Source organism: Empedobacter sp. UBA5924, from assembly GCF_002431085.1.
Classification (GTDB): Bacteria; Bacteroidota; Bacteroidia; order Flavobacteriales; family Weeksellaceae; genus Empedobacter; species Empedobacter falsenii_B.
In genome coordinates, this window is the sequence record NZ_DJDM01000005.1 from 32,884 (window position 1) to 50,837 (window position 17,954).

At 30.0% G+C, this 17,954-nt stretch carries 14 protein-coding genes; 6 read left to right on the plus strand and 8 right to left on the minus strand.

Annotated elements, in window-relative coordinates:
* Nucleotides 1-27: 27 nt before the first annotated feature.
* Together B3792_RS01090 and B3792_RS01095 are read right to left on the minus strand one after the other, a co-directional pair.
* Entirely contained in the window at nt 28-1,284 is a 1,257-nt protein-coding gene (locus tag B3792_RS01090; RefSeq protein ID WP_286494821.1) for a sensor histidine kinase, read from the minus strand.
* A gap of 65 nt (nt 1,285-1,349) precedes the next feature.
* Complete coding sequence (locus tag B3792_RS01095; protein WP_286494930.1) at nt 1,350-2,696, minus strand: sigma-54-dependent transcriptional regulator; 1,347 nt, start codon at nt 2,694-2,696, stop codon at nt 1,350-1,352.
* A gap of 191 nt (nt 2,697-2,887) precedes the next feature.
* Here B3792_RS01095 and B3792_RS01100 point away from each other — a divergent pair, with 191 nt between their 5' ends.
* The 4 genes from B3792_RS01100 to B3792_RS01115 all read left to right on the plus strand — a co-directional run bounded on the left by B3792_RS01100 (nt 2,888) and on the right by B3792_RS01115 (nt 7,580).
* Entirely contained in the window at nt 2,888-4,129 is a 1,242-nt protein-coding gene (locus B3792_RS01100; RefSeq protein ID WP_291048238.1) for an efflux RND transporter periplasmic adaptor subunit, read from the plus strand.
* A gap of 117 nt (nt 4,130-4,246) precedes the next feature.
* The gene (locus B3792_RS01105) at nt 4,247-4,957 is read left to right on the plus strand and encodes an ABC transporter ATP-binding protein (protein WP_286494823.1); all 711 of its coding nucleotides are present in this window, start codon (nt 4,247-4,249) and stop codon (nt 4,955-4,957) included.
* Between the two features lie 5 nt (nt 4,958-4,962).
* Nucleotides 4,963-7,110 carry an ABC transporter permease gene (locus tag B3792_RS01110; protein WP_286494824.1) on the plus strand — a complete coding sequence of 716 codons (2,148 nt, stop codon included), beginning with the start codon at nt 4,963-4,965 and terminating at the stop codon, nt 7,108-7,110.
* The gene (locus B3792_RS01115) at nt 7,107-7,580 is read left to right on the plus strand and encodes a TolC family protein (protein ID WP_286494825.1); all 474 of its coding nucleotides are present in this window, start codon (nt 7,107-7,109) and stop codon (nt 7,578-7,580) included. The genes B3792_RS01110 and B3792_RS01115 overlap by 4 nt, the downstream gene beginning before the upstream one ends.
* 166 nt (nt 7,581-7,746) lie before the next feature.
* On the opposite strand, the gene B3792_RS01120 is transcribed toward B3792_RS01115, so the two are convergent.
* Genes B3792_RS01120 through B3792_RS01135 form a run of 4 tightly spaced genes read right to left on the minus strand, consistent with a single transcriptional unit; the run spans nt 7,747 to nt 14,056 of the window.
* Nucleotides 7,747-8,790, minus strand: a complete 1,044-nt coding sequence (locus tag B3792_RS01120) for a cytochrome-c peroxidase (RefSeq protein WP_286494826.1) — start codon at nt 8,788-8,790, stop codon at nt 7,747-7,749.
* Between the two features lies 1 nt (nt 8,791).
* Nucleotides 8,792-10,390: a DUF6850 family outer membrane beta-barrel protein gene (locus B3792_RS01125; RefSeq protein ID WP_291068647.1), complete on the minus strand. Its 1,599-nt coding sequence runs from the start codon at nt 10,388-10,390 to the stop codon at nt 8,792-8,794.
* Nucleotides 10,391-10,402: 12 nt separating this feature from the next.
* Complete coding sequence (locus tag B3792_RS01130; protein ID WP_219035311.1) at nt 10,403-11,407, minus strand: DUF4876 domain-containing protein; 1,005 nt, start codon at nt 11,405-11,407, stop codon at nt 10,403-10,405.
* Nucleotides 11,408-11,434: 27 nt separating this feature from the next.
* On the minus strand, nt 11,435-14,056 hold the full coding sequence (locus B3792_RS01135) for a TonB-dependent receptor (RefSeq protein WP_291048252.1): 2,622 nt from the start codon (nt 14,054-14,056) through the stop codon (nt 11,435-11,437).
* 49 nt (nt 14,057-14,105) lie between these two features.
* On the opposite strand from B3792_RS01135, the gene B3792_RS01140 reads away from it, so the two are divergent.
* Nucleotides 14,106-14,270, plus strand: coding sequence for an NUDIX domain-containing protein (locus B3792_RS01140; RefSeq protein WP_219035308.1), 165 nt, complete (start codon nt 14,106-14,108; stop codon nt 14,268-14,270).
* Nucleotides 14,271-14,914: 644 nt separating this feature from the next.
* Here B3792_RS01140 and ffh read toward each other — a convergent pair.
* Complete coding sequence (gene ffh / locus B3792_RS01145; RefSeq protein WP_219034600.1) at nt 14,915-16,276, minus strand: signal recognition particle protein; 1,362 nt, start codon at nt 16,274-16,276, stop codon at nt 14,915-14,917.
* Between the two features lie 116 nt (nt 16,277-16,392).
* On the opposite strand from ffh, the gene B3792_RS01150 reads away from it, so the two are divergent.
* A complete protein-coding gene (locus tag B3792_RS01150) occupies nt 16,393-16,755 on the plus strand; it encodes a hypothetical protein (protein ID WP_219034601.1) in 363 nt (120 codons plus the stop codon).
* 57 nt (nt 16,756-16,812) lie between these two features.
* Here the strand turns inward: B3792_RS01150 and hemB are convergent, their stop codons facing one another.
* Nucleotides 16,813-17,808, minus strand: coding sequence for a porphobilinogen synthase (gene hemB, locus B3792_RS01155; RefSeq protein WP_038334133.1), 996 nt, complete (start codon nt 17,806-17,808; stop codon nt 16,813-16,815).
* Nucleotides 17,809-17,954 lie beyond the last annotated feature (146 nt).

A 17,954-nucleotide genomic window follows, 5' to 3' on the forward strand; every position in this document is an offset into this window, starting at 1 on the left:
AGAGGTTAAAGTTACACTTTTTACTAATTACTTTAAGATGATATTAAAACGTTTCACGCCATCATTTTGTTGATAATACAAATAACCTTTGTGCGCTTCTATAATGTTTTTGGAAAGTGTTAAGCCAATTCCTGCACCATCTTTTCGAGTTGTATAAAAAGGTAAAAATATTTTGGAAATGATTTCTTCATCAATCAATTGTCCAGAATCTTGAATAATAATTTGCAATCGATTATCAGTTTGTTTCGATGAAATTTCAATAGATTTAGTTTCTACATTTTCTAATGAATAAATCGCATTTTTGATTAAGTTAATCAAAACTTGTTCAAATAAGATACGATCAATTTCAACTTCAATATTTTGTGGAATTAAATTCTGAAAAACAATATTTTTTTGATGAAATTCAGCCGAAAAAGATTGTTCAATTCCTTGGACAATTTCATACAAATTTTGTAACGATTTAACAGGGTTTGGTAACATGGTCAATTTACGATATTGCTCTACAAACGTCTGTAAATGCTGACTTCTATTCATAATTGTATCCAAACTCAAACGAATATCATCATAATCATTTTTGTCTAAATGATTCGCTTCAAAATAAGTTTTTGTGGTATTTGCTAATGAATAAATAGGCGTCAAAGAATTGATGATTTCATGCGCAATAACTTTCATAATATTCATCCAAGCCTCTTTTTCAGTGGAATCAATCACGCGCTGAATCGAATCAATAAAAATAATCGCATATTCATCATGAGCAATCAACGTTTTTGTGTTCTGAATCAGATAAGTTTGTCGCTCTTCATCATTAATTTGTATGTCAATTGTACTTTTAAAATCATCAAATTCTTTATTTTCTAAAGTTTCACAAAACTGTGGAATCAATTTTTTTAGATAATTCCACGAACTTGATTTTGGAACGCTAAATATCTTTTGAAAATGATGATTGATAAATATAATTTTTCGATCATTTTCTTCTTTTTTAAGAATCAAAAAGCCAAACGGAACTGCATTCAATAATTGATGATAAATGATTTCTTTAGACGAATTTAAAACATGTTCTTCTCTAATTTTATGATATAATTTTAATACAGAATTGTCTTTTTTATATTGATTTTGATTAATATTTAAGCTAAAGTCATTGTACAATAAAGCATCTATAATTTTCTGATTTTTAGAAAGATAATTTTTAGAAAAATGAATTATTTCCGTAATCGAAACAATTGTAATAATACATACAAATGTAAATGAAAACCAATAATTTTTGATTCCAATAAAAGCCAACATAAACAAAAGAAATGCTAAAAAAAGTATTCTGAGTACTAACTGAAAAATAAGAGAATTGCGTTTCATTATTTATAATTCGTAATGTTATATTTTTCTAATTTTCGATATAAAGCAGCACGAGAAACACCTAAATTTTCGGCTGTTTTACTAATATTTCCTTCAAAAAAATGTAAACGTTCTACAATTTTATTTCGCTCTATTTCGTTCAAATTATTTGAATTATCTGTTATTTTTTGAGGAATAAATGTTGTGAAACCTATATTTTCAATCGTAATTTCATTTTCTTCAGCCAAAATAATTGCACGTTCGATTCTGTTTTGCAATTCTCGAATGTTTCCGTTCCAATCGTAGTTTTCTAATTGATGTAAAATTTGTTCATGGATAATAGGTTTTTCTACTTCATATTTATCAACATAAAGTTCTAAAAAATAATCAATCAAAGGTTTAATATCTTCTTTTCGTTCGCTAAGACTTGGCATTGTAACTGAAATTGTATTGATTCGATAATATAAATCTTCCCTAAAACGACCTTCTTTTACTGCATTTTCAAGATTCGCATTCGTAGCAACAATAATCCGAACATCAATTTTTCTTGGTAAACTTTCTCCTAAACGAATAATTTCTTTATTCTGAATTACTTGCAAAAGTTTTGCTTGTAAATGATTTGGTAAATTCCCAATTTCATCTAAAAAAATTGTTCCATTATTTGCTGCTTCAAATCGACCAATTGTATCTTCTTTTGCATCGGTAAACGCACCTTTTTTATATCCAAATAATTCACTTTCAAATAGATTTTCGTTTAAAGAACCTAAATCAACATGAACAAATTTTTCTGTATTTCGAGAAGAATTTTCATGAATTGATTTTGCCAAAACTGATTTTCCTGTACCATTTTCGCCTAAAATCAAGATTGTTGCATCGGTTTTTGCAATTTTATTGGTGATTTTATATACTTTTTCGATACTCGGAGAATTTCCGTAAAACAACTTATTTTCTTTCGCTTCTTTTATTTTCCTCGATTTTCTAAGTTGTTTTATCGCTTCTTTTATAAGATTAACTAATTTATCATTATCCCATGGTTTTAAAATATAATCAATCGCACCAAGTTTTAAACCTTCAACCGCAGTTTCTACACTTCCATAGGAAGTCATTAAAATTACTCTCGTTTTTGGTTGCGCATGTTGAATTTCTTTCAGCCAAAAAATTCCTTCTTTTCCATCTTCATAACCTGTTCTAAAATTCATGTCCATTAAAACAACATCAATTTCATTTTCTACCAAGATTTGAGGAATCTTTTTAGGATCAGAACAAGTGATAATTGTTTCGAATTGGCGTTTCAAAAGTAGTCGACTTGCAATTAATATTTCTTCTTGATCGTCTAAAATCAGTATAGTGGCTAAAGTTTTCTTCATATTCAGTTTTGTCATGTGTCCGTTTCTGAACAAATAAGTGTTCGTTTTCGGACAGTCTATTTTTTATATAATTTTTTAAAAGAATTGATTTCAATGCTTTAAGAAATTATAAATTTTGGGCATATTTATTACGTATTGATAATTAGTAAAATAACCATAAATAAACGGTTGTTTGGTAAATTTAATAAATAATGGATACGAAAATCAATCAAAAAAATAAAAAATATAAACGCCTCGGAATAATTGCTGTAACGACCATAATTTTAGGCGGTTCGAGTTTTTATTTGATGAATCGACCGCGAACTTTAACTGTAAGTGCAAATGAATTGATGATAAAAGACGTTTCTGAAGATTATTTTGAAGATTTTGTTGTTTTTCAGGCACAAATAGAACCAATTAATTCAATCTTTATCAATGTGATAGAAGGTGGTTCTGTTCAAGAAATATTTGTAGAAAATGGTGAGAAGGTGACAAAAGGATTACCAATTGCACGATTATATAATCCGAATACGGAACTTAATTTTTTGACGCAAGAAACGGCAATTATTGAACAAATGAATCAATTAAATGTTGCAAAACTATCTATTCGGAATCAAGAATTAGATCTATCAAAGGATTTTGTAGGAATTGAACACGATTTTAATCAATCAAAATTAGATTATGAACTAAATCAAAAGTTATATGATCGAGAAGTGTTAGCAAAAAATGAGTGGGAGAATACGAAGGAAAAAATGCGCTATCAGCAAGAACGAAAAGCAATTATTCAAAAAAGTTTGGTAAAGGAACGTGAATCAAATTCGATTCAATTAAAGCAAATTAATGAAGCTTTAGCTATCATGCAAAAAAGTCTAGTAACGCTTCGGAAAAACAAACAAAATTTCTTGGTTTTAGCACCTGAAACTGGTCGTTTAAGTTCTTTTGAAGCGACATTAGGACAATCAATAGAAGCAGGAAAAAGCATAGGAAAAGTGGATATTCTAAGCGGTTATAAATTAGTTGCAATGGTAGATGAATATTATTTGGATAGAATTCAAGAAAATCAATATGGACAAATCGAAATTAAAGGAAAAATCATAAAAGTGAAAGTGACTAAGATTTCTCCAGAAATAAAAAATGGAAAATTTAAAACAGAATTAGAATTTATTGATAAAATTCCTGAAAATTTACAAGAAGGTTTATCCGTAGGAGTAAAATTGATTTTATCCGAGAAAGAGAAGAAATTAGTGATTCAGAAAGGTTCCTTTTATACAACCACACAAGGGAAGTGGATTTTTGTTGTTAATAATGATAAAGCAACACGAAGAAAAATTGAATTAGGAAGAGAAAATCCGAGTGTTTATGAGATATCCTCAGGATTAAAAGTAAATGAAAAAGTAATTATTTCGAATTACGAAGATTATAAAGAAGTACAAGAATTAACGATAAAAAAATAATAACACACAATTTTAGCTGTCATTTCGAGCTTATCGAGAAATCTATAAAATACAGATTCCTCATTTCGCTAAAAGCTATGTTCGGAATGACAAAAAATAAATTAAAAAAATAACATCATGATTAAAATAGAAAACTTATCAAAAATATTTATCACAGAAGATATTCAAACAAAAGCGTTGAATGAGATTAATTTAATAATCAATTCTGGAGAATTTATTTCCATTATGGGCCCTTCAGGTTGTGGAAAATCAACTTTATTGAATATTATTGGATTATTGGATTCTTTCAATGGAGGAAGTTATACCTTGAATAACCTTGAAATGTCTAATGCAAACGAATCGAAACGCTCTCAAGTTAGAAAAGAAAACATAGGATTTATCTTCCAAAATTTCAACTTAATTGATGAATTATCAGTTTATGATAATATCGAATTACCTTTGATTTATTCTAAAGTTTCGAACTCGGAACGAAAAAAACGAGTGCAAGAAATTGCCGAAAAATTAAACATTGTCCATCGTTTGCAACATTATCCACAGCAACTTTCTGGTGGTCAGCAACAACGTGTTGCAGTAGCAAGAGCTTTAGTGATTAATCCTAAAATAATTTTGGCTGATGAACCAACAGGAAATTTGGATAGTATTAATGGAAATGAAGTCATGGAGCTTTTGACCGATTTGCATGCGCAAGGATCTACAATTTTGATGGTGACACATTCGGCTCATGATGCGGCTTACTCTGATAAAATTATTACCATGAAAGATGGTGAAATTCTTTCTGAAAAAATGAATCAGAAAAATGTAAATGTTTTTGAGAAAACTAAAATTTAAATTCAATGCTAAAAAATTGGCTTAAAATATACTTAAGAAATACGATCAAGAATAAAGGGTTTACATTTCTTACAATTCTTGGTTTAGCTATCGGAATTGCTGGTGTTATTTTTTCGACTTTATATTGGAAAGATGAAACGAGTTACAATCAATGGAATCCGAATATTGGTCGCGTATTTGAAACATTAACTGTATTTCAGAGAGGTGGAGAAACTTGGCCTACAAGTGTTGAACCTTTGCCTCGTTACTTAAAAGAAAAATCAGATAAGATAGAAAGTTATTGTTGGTTTGAAGGTTGGTATGGGCAAGAAACTTATTACGTCAATAATAAAAAAGTTTATGTTACTGGAATTACTAGTACAGATCAGAATTTTTTTGATTTTATTCCATTCAAGTTTATAAAAGGAAGTGTAGATGATTTTCGCAAAAACAGATATGGTGTTGCAATAGAAGAGAGTGAAGCAATCAAAATCTTTGGTAAAGAAAACCCTGTAGGGAAAATCTTGACAACATATGATGGAATAAAGATGCCGATTTATGGTGTTTTTAAAGCAGAAAAATACACAAGCTTTCAACCTAAAATGGTTATTTCTAATATTTATTCACGTTTAGAGGATATTAAGGATAACTGGGGAAATTATGGCACAGGACTATTTATAAAGCTTAAAAATCCTGCAGACAAACTAGAAGTAGAGAAACTGGCTACACAATTATTTTATGAGAATAATACAGTTAAAAATGCGCAACGAGAAGGAGTTTCAGTAGAAGAATTTTCAAAGATATACGAACCTGTTAAAGTACAATTACAGCCTTTAAAAGATTCGAGATTAAATGCCAAAGTTTCAAGACTTCCGGAAGGAATGGGAAACAAACTGTTTTTACAGATTAACCTGGGATTATCTTATCTGATTTTAATTTTATCCATCATCAATTATATTAACCTTTCCACTGCACAAGCAATTAGAAGAGCAAAAGAAGTAGGAATCAGAAAAGTGGTTGGAGCAACCAAACGAAATATTGTTGTCCAATTTATTGTAGAAACAACCATTACAACTGTTTTGGCATTTGTGGTTGCTTTGGCTTTGGTTGAAGTAGGTTTACCCAGTTATAATCAGCTGATTGACAAAAACCTGGAAATAGAAATTATCCCGTTTATCCCATATCTTGTAGCGATTTTCATTGTAGTTGTGATTATTGCCGGAATTTTTCCTGCCATTTATGTGTCAAATTTTAAAGAGCTTAACGTTCTAAAAGGGAATTTTTCAAGAAGCAAGAATGGAATTTGGTTACGAAATGGAATGTTGATTTTACAATTTTCTATTGCTACATTCTTTATTGTAGCTGGAACTCTTGTTATTCAACAAATGAATCATATTGCAAAAAAAGATTTGGGATTTTCAGGAGATCAAGTGATTAGTATTCCGTTTAAAAGACAGGATTTAGGAGAAAATAAGTTCAATTTTTACGAAAGTTTCCAGCAAGATTTAGCAAAAATTAAAGGCGTACAAAGCATTAATGCAACGGCATTTAAGTTTGGTTCCGGTGGAGCAATATCCAACACAAGTTTTAGAGTAAAAGATAAACAATTGGTAACAGATAATATGGCGATTGACTTTGGCTTTCTAAACATGATGAAAATTGAAGTAAAAGAAGGACGAGATTTAGATCCTAAAATCTCATCTGATACAATTTCCAGTGTTCTTATTAATGAAACCGCAAAAAAACATTTTGGAGAAACATTAAAGTTAAATGACGAGTTCGATTGGAATAATCAAAAATTAAAACTGGTTGGAGTAATAAAAGATTTTAATTTGGGAGAGCCACAGGCTAAGATTAGACCAATGATGTTTTTTCATTTTAAAGTTGTAAAGTGGATGCCTTCCAATCTTCAAAATATACTGATTAAAATAGACACAGAAGATACAAAAGAAACCATCGATAACATTGAAACGTTTTGGAAAGCTAAAGTTAATCAAGATTATCCATTTGAATATGAATTTGTTGATAAGCAATTTGCTCGTTCGTATGAGAATTACACAAAACAAGAGAAAATGTTCAAAATTCTAAATGTTATTGTGATTACAATCGCATTATTTGGATTGTTTGCGCTTTCATCTTACACAATCGAACGTAAATACAAAGAAATTTCTTGAATTATTCTTACGGAACTTTTTATGCGCAGAAAATTAAGAGTTTGGCGGATACTAATTTTCAGTTTGGAAATCAATTAAAAGACAACAAAAGTCAATATATTGGATTGAATCTTTCTATTCCAATTTATTCGAGAGGAAATACAGCGCAACAACGAGAATTGAAAAAAATTGAATTACAATTAAATGAAGTGCAAAAAGATAAAGAGGAAAAACGATTAAATGATCTCGTTAATCTTGAAATAAAAAAATTAAATTTATTGAAAGATTTGACCAATTCTTTAATTGAAATTGTAAAAACTTCTGAACAATCTTTTGAAACCACAGAAACAAAATATAAGTTTGATAAAGTTGATGCTTCTGTTTACAAATCGTCTAAAAATCAAGTGTTAAAATCAAAATATAATGAACTCAATAATAATTTGAGTCAAGTATTTATTCAAAATCAATTAAAAATTTTAGTTGAAAATTAAAACTATACAAAATAAAAAACGACTCAATTATTGAGTCGTTTTTTATTTATAATTTGTTATTTATTCGGTAATTGCGGTGGACGCATTTTGTATTGATTCTGTTTCAAACTCATCAAAAAAGCTTCTAATGCATCCATTTCCGAAGCAGTTAAATTCAATTTCTGAACTAACTCTGTTGTTTTCGGAAATAATGAATCATTTTCTGTTTCTCATTTGGTTGAAAATGGAACATTCCTGCATTGTACATATTGATTACACCACGAATCGTAGGAAAAAGTCCGTTGTGCATATAAGGAGCATTTTGAGGAACTTCTCGTAATGAAGGTGTTTTGAATTCACCAACATTCTTAGCCAATTTAGTTGTATTGTATAATCCTAAATCCTCGTATTCTCGACCATAATATGTCAAACCTATATTATGAAATTTATTATCCGAAAAATATGCTGTATTGTGACAATTGATGCAACGCGCTTTTGTACGGAAAAGATGTAAACCTTCAATTTCTTGATCAGTTAATTCATCCGATTTTCCTGAAATAAATTTATCAAATCTATTTTTTGGTGATAAAATCGTACGTTCAAAGGTTGCAATTGCTTTTGTAATACGGTCATTCGTTACTTTTTCGTCACCAAAAGCAGCTTTAAATAATTCTTTGTAACCATTAATTTCAGCAATTCGTTTTGTTGCAAAATCAATATGATGATTCATTTCTTTTTTATCACGAATCGGAAATTCAGCTTGTTCTTCCAATGTTTTTGCACGACCATCCCAAAACATCACTTTTGAGTAAGCAACATTCATCAAACTCGGCGAATTACGCGCTCCCAATTGTCGATCTTCGCCATAAGGAACACGACGACCATCACCCCAATTCAGCTCAGGATCGTGGCAATTTGCACAAGAAATTTGATTTGAATTTGATAAACGAGGATCAAAAAATAAGGATTTTCCTAACTCAGCTTTTTCTTTAGAATACGGATTATCTTTAGGAAAAGGAACTTCGCCTAATGTACCAATATCTTCAAAACCATCTTTCAAAACACTTTCGTCAACAGTTGGTTTAGGCCATTTTGACTGATCTCCGCTACTATACAATGCACGTAATTCGGTAACTGTATAACCTTGATCGATTATTTTGTTACTGTTAAACGCATAAAATAGAGTAGTCGCACCAAATGCAACGATTGGAAGCATTTTTTTCATCTTCATTCTAATAATTTAATTGAATTCCGAAATTCATTAAATACGTATTATCTGTATTGATTTCGGTAAAATTGCTCTTATTTGTTGCAAATATACCTTTTAACTGCGTATATACTTCGATTGTTTTATTGTTTTTTACAGGTAAAATGTAGCGAATAGAAGTTGAAGCATCAAAATGATTGGTTGTATTGTACGCATAATCATAAGCCGCTACATTGTCATAGAAAGTATCTTCGTTGATTCCAGTCATTTTTGTATAATCAAAATAAGAATCCAATAAAGCATAATAATTAAAAGCTAAACCAATATTTATTTTCGAATTATCATTCAACATTAAATCTTTATTTCCATAAATACCAACATCTAACGATTTAATTTTCATGTCATAAATAGCTAAAGCATCGTAATATTTGTTCTGATTATAGCTTGTTTTGAATCCAAGAAAATAATTCATTTTCGTAACATCACGATTAGCTAAGTTAACATCAAAATTTAGATTTTGTATACGATTTTGATAATTCATTCCACCGATAGAAACATCGTAATTTTCACCATCTTTTCTCGAAAAATCTAAACGTGTATTGATTGTATTGTTATCAAATTTTGTCATAAAATTCGCATAAGCAAAATGCTCGTTGATATCCCAAACATAGATAAAGAACTTATCTTCTTTTGTTTTGCTATCATACATTCGCTGTTGATTTTCTTGGTAATTGTAACCTAAAATCAACTTTGTATTGTCTGAATTAAATTGATATCCACCACCGATTTTAGAAATGATATTTCGTGTAAAATATTCGTAAATTGTTTTTTCGTTATCTATTTTATTTCTCAATGGATTATTAATTTCGCGACCATAACCAGCCATGTAACGCAAATAGGTATTCGAATTTTCTTCTACATCTTGATTTCTACCTTTATACTTTAGACTATAATCTTTATCTTTTCGACCATATGAACCTAACACAAAAATCTGATGTCCCTCAAAAAGTTCATAACCAACTTGAATTTCTCCAACTAATTGATTGTTTTTAATCTCTGGACGAGGATCTAATTTACGCGCCATTTTGTTGACATTCAATTCAGCTTTTGCAGCCAAAGTTAAATTGCCAAAATTTTTCGAAACTCCACCACGAATCAAATATTGCTGATTATCCCAATCTGCTGCACGCGGAACGTAGAAATATTGAGGAGAAAGCACTTGTTGCTCATCTGTACGCTCGTCAGAAAGGTTCCATGAAAGATTTTTTTCATTGAATTTCTGCAAGTCAATCATTCCGAAAATTCTAAAACCATTTTCAGTTGTATATAAACCTTCGCTCAAAAAACCGTAACGACTTGTTTCTTCTGCTGTTTGTTTACGCGAAAATTGATTGTTTTTATGACTGAAATAAATTCCAGTATGCGTATAATCTTTAATCGGTAAAGAATGTGTCGCAACAGGTAATTGCCAATTCAAATCCTTTATAACTTGTTCAGCTTCGTTAGAAGTTACTTTTATCGAATCATTTTCTTGCGCAAATGATGTACTTCCTAAAAGTAAACAAGCAAAAGAAACAATTTTCAATAATTTGTTATCGTATGTTGTTAAATCAATTGATTTCATGTTTTTTAATTTCTATTGCGCAAAAATCTTTGGTTCAGCTTTGATGTTTACAAAATCGTTTGTCGAATTGTTTGTATCCTTCAAAATTATACGACCATTAATTGTTTTTTGAGTTTTACGAATAATAGATGTTGATGTATAAGATCCTGCTGTTAAATAGGCGTAACCAGCATCTTGTTTGTTCTGTAATTTTTTCGGAACCAATTTAGTTCCCATGTCTTGTGTTGTTTCTACAGCATCTAAAATAAAATAATTCGGCAATTGTAAATACTGATACGTCGTTTTATTTGATGGATTTTTAACTTTTCCAAAACCATTTATATCATTTTCATCAGCCCTAAAAAGAATATAAGCTTGACGACCTAAATTATCTAACAATAAATCTTTATTTCCATTTGCCCACCAAACAATATCTAAATCTGGAACAGCAGGATTTTGAATATCATATGAATATTGAGAACCTAAATAGCTCGTCATATTTACCTCAAAATCTGCATTTGATAAATCGACCGTCAACTCTGGTTTTAGAATTTCGATTACTTTACCATTTGCATCGGTGTAATTTCCTTTGTGATTTATCGCCGTTTGCGCAATTGTAATACTTTGTCCTGGTTGAACTGGATAAGTCGTTCCATTTCCTGGAATACGAACCGCATTCGCAACATACACATAACCTGTATTTGCTTCTGCACCTTTTGTGTTTCCTTCACCTTTAGACCAATCTAATTGTCCATTTGCTTGGGAATATGGTTGAGATTCGACTGTATTTGCGCCAAATAATTGTCCAAAAATTAAACCATCTGCATAAATTACTTCATTCGTCATTCCTGTTTGTATATTTTTTAGAATTGTTTTCGCATTTACAGGTAATTTTGAAGCATCAAAATCGCTATCAAAAGTAACTTTTGTTGTAAATGTAACGGGTTGAACCGCTGAATTTCCAAAATCATCATCAGAACAAGAATTAAATAATAAACTTGCTAAAATAGGAGTGAGAAGTATATATTTTTTTAACATAATAATCTTTTTTGAAATTGTTTAGAATTAGAAAGTATATTCAATTTTACCTCCCAATGAAAATTTTGCGATTTTTGAAACAATTCTTTCACCAGAATCGTTGATATAAGTAGGTTTTAAACCAAAAACATTTGTTGTATAAACAGATACTTTGAATCCATTTAAGAAATCTTTCGAAATACGTAAATGAAAATTATGCAATGAATTTTGTAATTCTGCTAATGTTTTTTGTGGAGCTTTAATCAAATGTCCGTATAATTCTGTATTTCCTCGATCTTCGACAGGAATTTCGTGATAAACAGAATTTTCATCTAAGTAACCAATTGGATTTCTATTGTTGTATTTATCGTGATTTTGAATAAAAATATGTTCTGTACGAAGAGATAAAATCAATCCAACTTTTTTTAAATGATAATTAAAATTTGTTCCAAACATTAAAGCTTCATCATTCGATTTTGGATTATAATAAACAGCATATTTCTCTTTTGCTAAAACATTTGTAGAAGCCGAATATTCATAAACAGGCTTATTATTTGTAGTTTTTGTATACGAACCATTCACTGAAATATCTAAATTTAGAGGTTTGATTCGGTTAAAATTCATAAACATTTCAATACCTTTATCTGTCGATTCTAAATTATTTTCCAAAGTATTATAAATAATTTGATAGGCTTCTTTCCCAATAACAGAATAAGTTGGAGTAGAAGTGGATGTGTCGACACTAATTGTAGAACCTTCTAAAGTTGCTACATGATCAACTCTTGAAATTCCATCCTTCAATTGATTATAATACCCTGTTACATTTAATGATCCAAAAGGTAAATTAACATCAAAACCAATTTCTGAATTGTAAGATCTACTTGGTTTCAAGTTTAAGTTATTTCCTTCCAAAAGAAACGTTTCAATCCACCCATATTGTTTATTGTTGACATAATAAATTCCGTCTCCCAACAAACGATCATAAATTCGATCTCCCGTGAATAGCTGATTTAACGAAGGTGCTTTAGAAGCAATACCGTATCCACCACGAATTCTAAACACTTTATTGAACGCATAAGATGTATTTATACGCGGTTGAAATGTGTTATTTCCATACTGATTATCGAATCTAAATCCTAAATCTAATTTGAAAACATTGTCATTTTCGCCAAATTTTACAATTCTATCTTCTGCATAGACAGACAATTGCCATTGCGTTTTGGTATTTTTGAAATTATAATCACGATAACCTAAACCACCTTTTGCACCGCTTAATGTATAATAATTAGGCGTTGTATTTTCGTCCGTATATGTCCCTCGACCTTTGTTAGAGCTTGATCGAGAAGATAAACCAACAGAAAAAGTATGGTTCCAATTATTTTTAGATTCGTAATTTTTCACACCTTCTATATTTAAGAAAGTAGACATCGGAATTCCTTCTACATTTTTGACAAACGTGTATTGATTTGGTAAAAATATCGCATCCGAAATTCCATTTTCCGTAGAAGTTGTAACCGCAGCAGTTGCGACATTATTCCAACGTTCTTCTTTCGAATTTTGCTTTTCATAACTGATATTTGCATCAACATTCAAAGCATCAATCCAATCTTTTTTCAAGTTCCATTTCAGATTATTAGATAATCGAATCGAAAACTTGTCATTCTTTATTTTAGGATCCGAAATATCATCTGGATCATATTTTATTTTATCATTATTGATTGCGAAACTTCCTTCTAAAGTATTAACCAATGTATTGATTTTGTTTGATGATTTCCACGCCGCATTTGTTGTTATACGATTATAGGATTTTAAATTATCGCGAACATCTTCATTAGAAGCCAAATAATTACCCGACAAACTCAAGAAATTTCTATCATTAATTTTAAAACCTTTTGACATATTATATTCAGTCGTCGCATCTAACATCGAAATGGAAGCGCGTAGGGGAGTTGCACTAACTTTAGAATTGATGATGATTAATCCTGAAGTTAAATCACCATATTTTGCAGGAGCTATTCCTTGAATAATTTTTACTTCATCGATATTAGCAGTTGTAATTTGACGTAAATCAACACCATAACTAGGGTTATTAAAATCATTGAAACCACCACCAGATAAGGAAGTAAACGCTTGCATATTTTCATTGTTCGAAATTGGAATATCGTTGACTACAATCGACGTCCCAAACGCTTTATTCTGAAAATAATCTTTGCGATCATTATTTGTATTACTTGACAAACTTCCTGATAATCCCAAATTATTTGAAGAAATCGCAGTTCTAAAAACAACATTTTTGAACTCGTTATTATTAAAATCCATTGTTACTTGTCCTGGTAATTGTTGCAAAACTTCGTTTAACGAAAACGCTTGCACATTTTCTATTGCTTCTTTACCAAGCGTAATCTCGGAATATTCTTTCTTTTTTTTTGGGAAAATATCAACTTGTTCCAAACGTAAAGTTTGATTGTATAACACAATCGAAACGTTATTTTCTGAAGAATCTACAACAATTTCTTGTGTTTCTTTTCCTTTTTGAGAAAAAGACAAATTAGTATTCTCGTTCGTTAATTCTATTGTAAAAAAGCCATCCGAATTTGTTTGTGTCCATCGTTTCGTTTGAGGATCCTGAACCTGAACGTTAGATAATTTTTGACCATTTTCATCCGTCACAGTACCAGTTAAAATTCGTTGGGCATTTACAAAACCAAATTTTAATAAAATGAGTAAAGAATATTTAATTCCAATTTCTGTAAAAGGAATCGTTATAATTAATGGAAAATATTTGTTAGTTAAAAACAATAGAAACGAATGGGAATTGCCTGGAGGAAGATTAGAACAAAATGAATTAGTAGAAGAAACTGTTGTTAGGGAAATCAACATTTAAAATTATAAATAATGGATATATAAAAGAGCTTAATAAAATACTTTATTTAACATAATATATATTATAATAATAATATTTCATAGAAATATTATTATTAATAATCTTTATTATGTAAAGTTGAATAATGTCGTCTACCTATTATTTGGGATTATCTATACAACTTTGAAGGTTTTAGATTAGGAATATATTTTAGAACAATATAATTTGCAAACTATTTAAAACTATAATATGTCCATAATAACTATTTTTTATTGTGTCTGTTACAAAAATAATTTTTGATAATTTATTTTGTAAACTTTTATACAATTTTATGTCTTTCTTCTCTAATTTAAATTGATATGAACCTCCATACTCTGTTTCCGCATAATCATCAAATTGATTAATTTCTATATTTACTTTTTAAATAAAGTTTATAGAATATGTGTATTCATAGTCATTTAATTTCCACTCTAGCTCATCATCTTTTGTATAATTATAATATACTATTATACCATCTTTCTCTCTAGCTCCATTAAGACAGTTTATAAAAATTCCGAAAAAAATAACTATTAAGAAAAATCTATTTAACATAATATATTTAGTTTAAAATAAAAAAACCTCTAACAATTAGAGGTTTTAATATACTATAAATTATTGTATTATTATTACATTTTTGGCATTCCTGGGAATCCACCTGCAGGCATATTTTTAGACATTGTTTCCATCATCTTTTTACCATTTGCAGAATTCATAAATTTCATCATTTTTCCCATTTCAGAGAATTGTTTCAATAATTGATTCACTTCTTGTAAAGATGTTCCAGAACCAGCTGCAATTCTTTTCTTACGAGAATTATCGATAATATTTGGATTTTTACGCTCTTTTTTCGTCATTGAGTGAATAATCGCTTCAACCCCTTTAAAAGCATTGTCGTCAATATCTACATCTTTCAACGCTTTTCCAGCTCCAGGAATCATTCCAACCAAATCTTTCATATTACCCATACGTTTGATTTGCTGAATTTGTTTTAAGAAATCATCAAAATCGAAGCTATTTTTTGCAATTTTCTTTTGCAAACGTTTTGCTTCTTCTTCGTCAAATTGCTCTTGAGCACGCTCTACTAACGAAACAACGTCACCCATTCCCAAAATACGATCCGCCATACGTTCTGGATAGAAAACATCTAAAGCTTCCATTTTCTCACCAGTAGAAATAAATTTGATTGGCTTATCAACAACAGTTCTAATCGTTAAAGCAGCTCCACCACGTGTATCACCGTCTAATTTTGTTAAAACAACTCCATTATAATTCAATACTTCATTGAAAGCTTTTGCAGTATTCACCGCATCTTGACCTGTCATAGAGTCTACAACAAATAAAGTTTCGGTAGGATTAACTGTTTGGTGAACGCGACGAATTTCATCCATCATTTGCTCATCAATCGCCAAACGACCAGCTGTATCGACAATAATTACATTATTTCCATTTTGTTTTGCTTGTGCAATCGCTGATTGAGCAATTTCTACAGGATTTTTGTTTTCTAAATCAGCATAAACATCTACACCAATTTGCTCTCCTAAAACTTGTAACTGATTGATGGCAGCTGGACGATAAACATCACCAGCAACTAATAATACTTTTTTGTTTTTCTTAGTTTTTAGGAAATTAGCTAATTTACCAGAAAAAGTTGTTTTACCAGAACCTTGCAAACCAGCAATCAAAATAATTGTCGGATTATCGTCTACTTTCAGTTCAGTAACCTCACCTCCCATTAATTTTGCTAATTCATCATGAACAATTTTTACCATTAATTGTCCAGGATTAAGCGACGTAATTACGTTTTCACCTAAAGCCTTTTCTTTTACCGTATTTGTAAAATCTTTTGCAACTTTATAACTAACATCGGCATCAACAAGGGCTCTACGCACCTCTTTTACGGTTTCTGCAACGTTAATTTCTGTAATTTGTCCTTTTCCTTTTAAGGTATGTAATGCTTTATCTAATTTATCCTGAAGATTTTGAAACATTTTGAGTCAATTTTAGGACACAAATATAAAAAAATTATACCGAATAATATAAAATCACACAACAAGGGTTTTAATTAAGTTATAATGATTAACTTGCGTGCTCAAATTTTGGTTGAATGAAAAAAGGTTTAGTACTATTTTTATTCTTTGTTACTGGGGTGGTTTTCAGTCAAACAAAGAATAACCAAACTTATTATTTTTTTTCCATCGCTTATGGACAAGATAATGAAGTTTATGTGACAGATGTTTATGAAGCAAACATCGATAACAAAGATATCTACGGCAAATTGGCAGATAGATATACAAAGTTTCAGAATTATTTATTGAAAAATGGAACGATTGGTTCTTTAAAAGAAATTCAAACGGGTTACGAAAAGAATTATCAGAAAAAAGAACAAGCTGAAGCTGAACAAAAATATTTTCTATCTACATTAGAAAAACAACAATTTACAGCGAAAATGGTTAATTATTCGCTTTAAAGCATAAAAAATCCACTTCAAATGAAGTGGATTTTTTTATTTTTATTTTGAACTGATTTATTGATCGTTCAATAATCTTGCTGCTTCTTTTGCAAAATAAGTTGAAATTAGGTCTGCTCCTGCTCTTTTGAAACAAGTTAAAGACTCTAAAATTACTTTATCATTATCTAACCAACCTTTTTCTACAGCAGCTTTTATCATCGCATATTCACCTGAAACCTGATAAACAGAAACCGGAACTTGTAAATTATCTTTCACTAATTTAACAATATCCAGATATGCCATACCTGGTTTTACCATCAAAATATCTGCACCTTCTTCTACATCCGCAATTGCTTCGCGCAATGCTTCTTGTGAATTATGGTAATCCATTTGATAGGTTTTTTTGTCTTTCGGAATTTCTTGAGAATCAACTGGTGCAGAATCTAAAGCTGTACGGAAAGGTCCATAAAAAGATGATGCATATTTCGCAGCATACGTCATAATTCCTACATTATGAAAACCGTTCTCCTCCAACGCAGCGCGCATCGCTCCTATTCGACCGTCCATCATATCAGAAGGCGCAACAAAATCTGCACCAGCTTCTGCATGAGATAATGTCATTTTTACCAAAGCATCAACTGTTTCATCATTAATAACTTCTCCATTTTTGATGATTCCGTCATGACCATAAATTGAATATGGATCTAAGGCAACATCAGGCATTACAATCATTTCTGGAACAGCATCTTTAATTGCTTTGATTGTATTTTGCATCAATCCGTTTGGATTCCAAGCCTCTTTACCTGTATTATCTTTTAAGTTATCACTAACTTTACAATATATGTTAACTGATTTTATACCTAAATCCCAAATTTCTTTTACTTCTTTTACAGTATTGTCAAGAGATTGGCGGTAAATACCTGGCATTGCAGCAATTTCTTCCTTCACGCCTTCTCCTTCAGCCATAAAAATTGGTAAAATAAAATCGTTTGGTGACAAATGATTTTCGCGAATCATACTACGAATTGATTCGTTTTTGCGTAGTCGTCTATGTCTGTTATATAAAAACATTTGATTAAAATTTTAGACAAATTTACTCGATTTCATTTGAATAAGGCTAATGAATAATATCAATTATATTTATTGATTTTAAAAGAAAATCAATCATTTGAATAATCAATTAAAATATTTATCATTCTGTAATCTTCCCCTTGTTA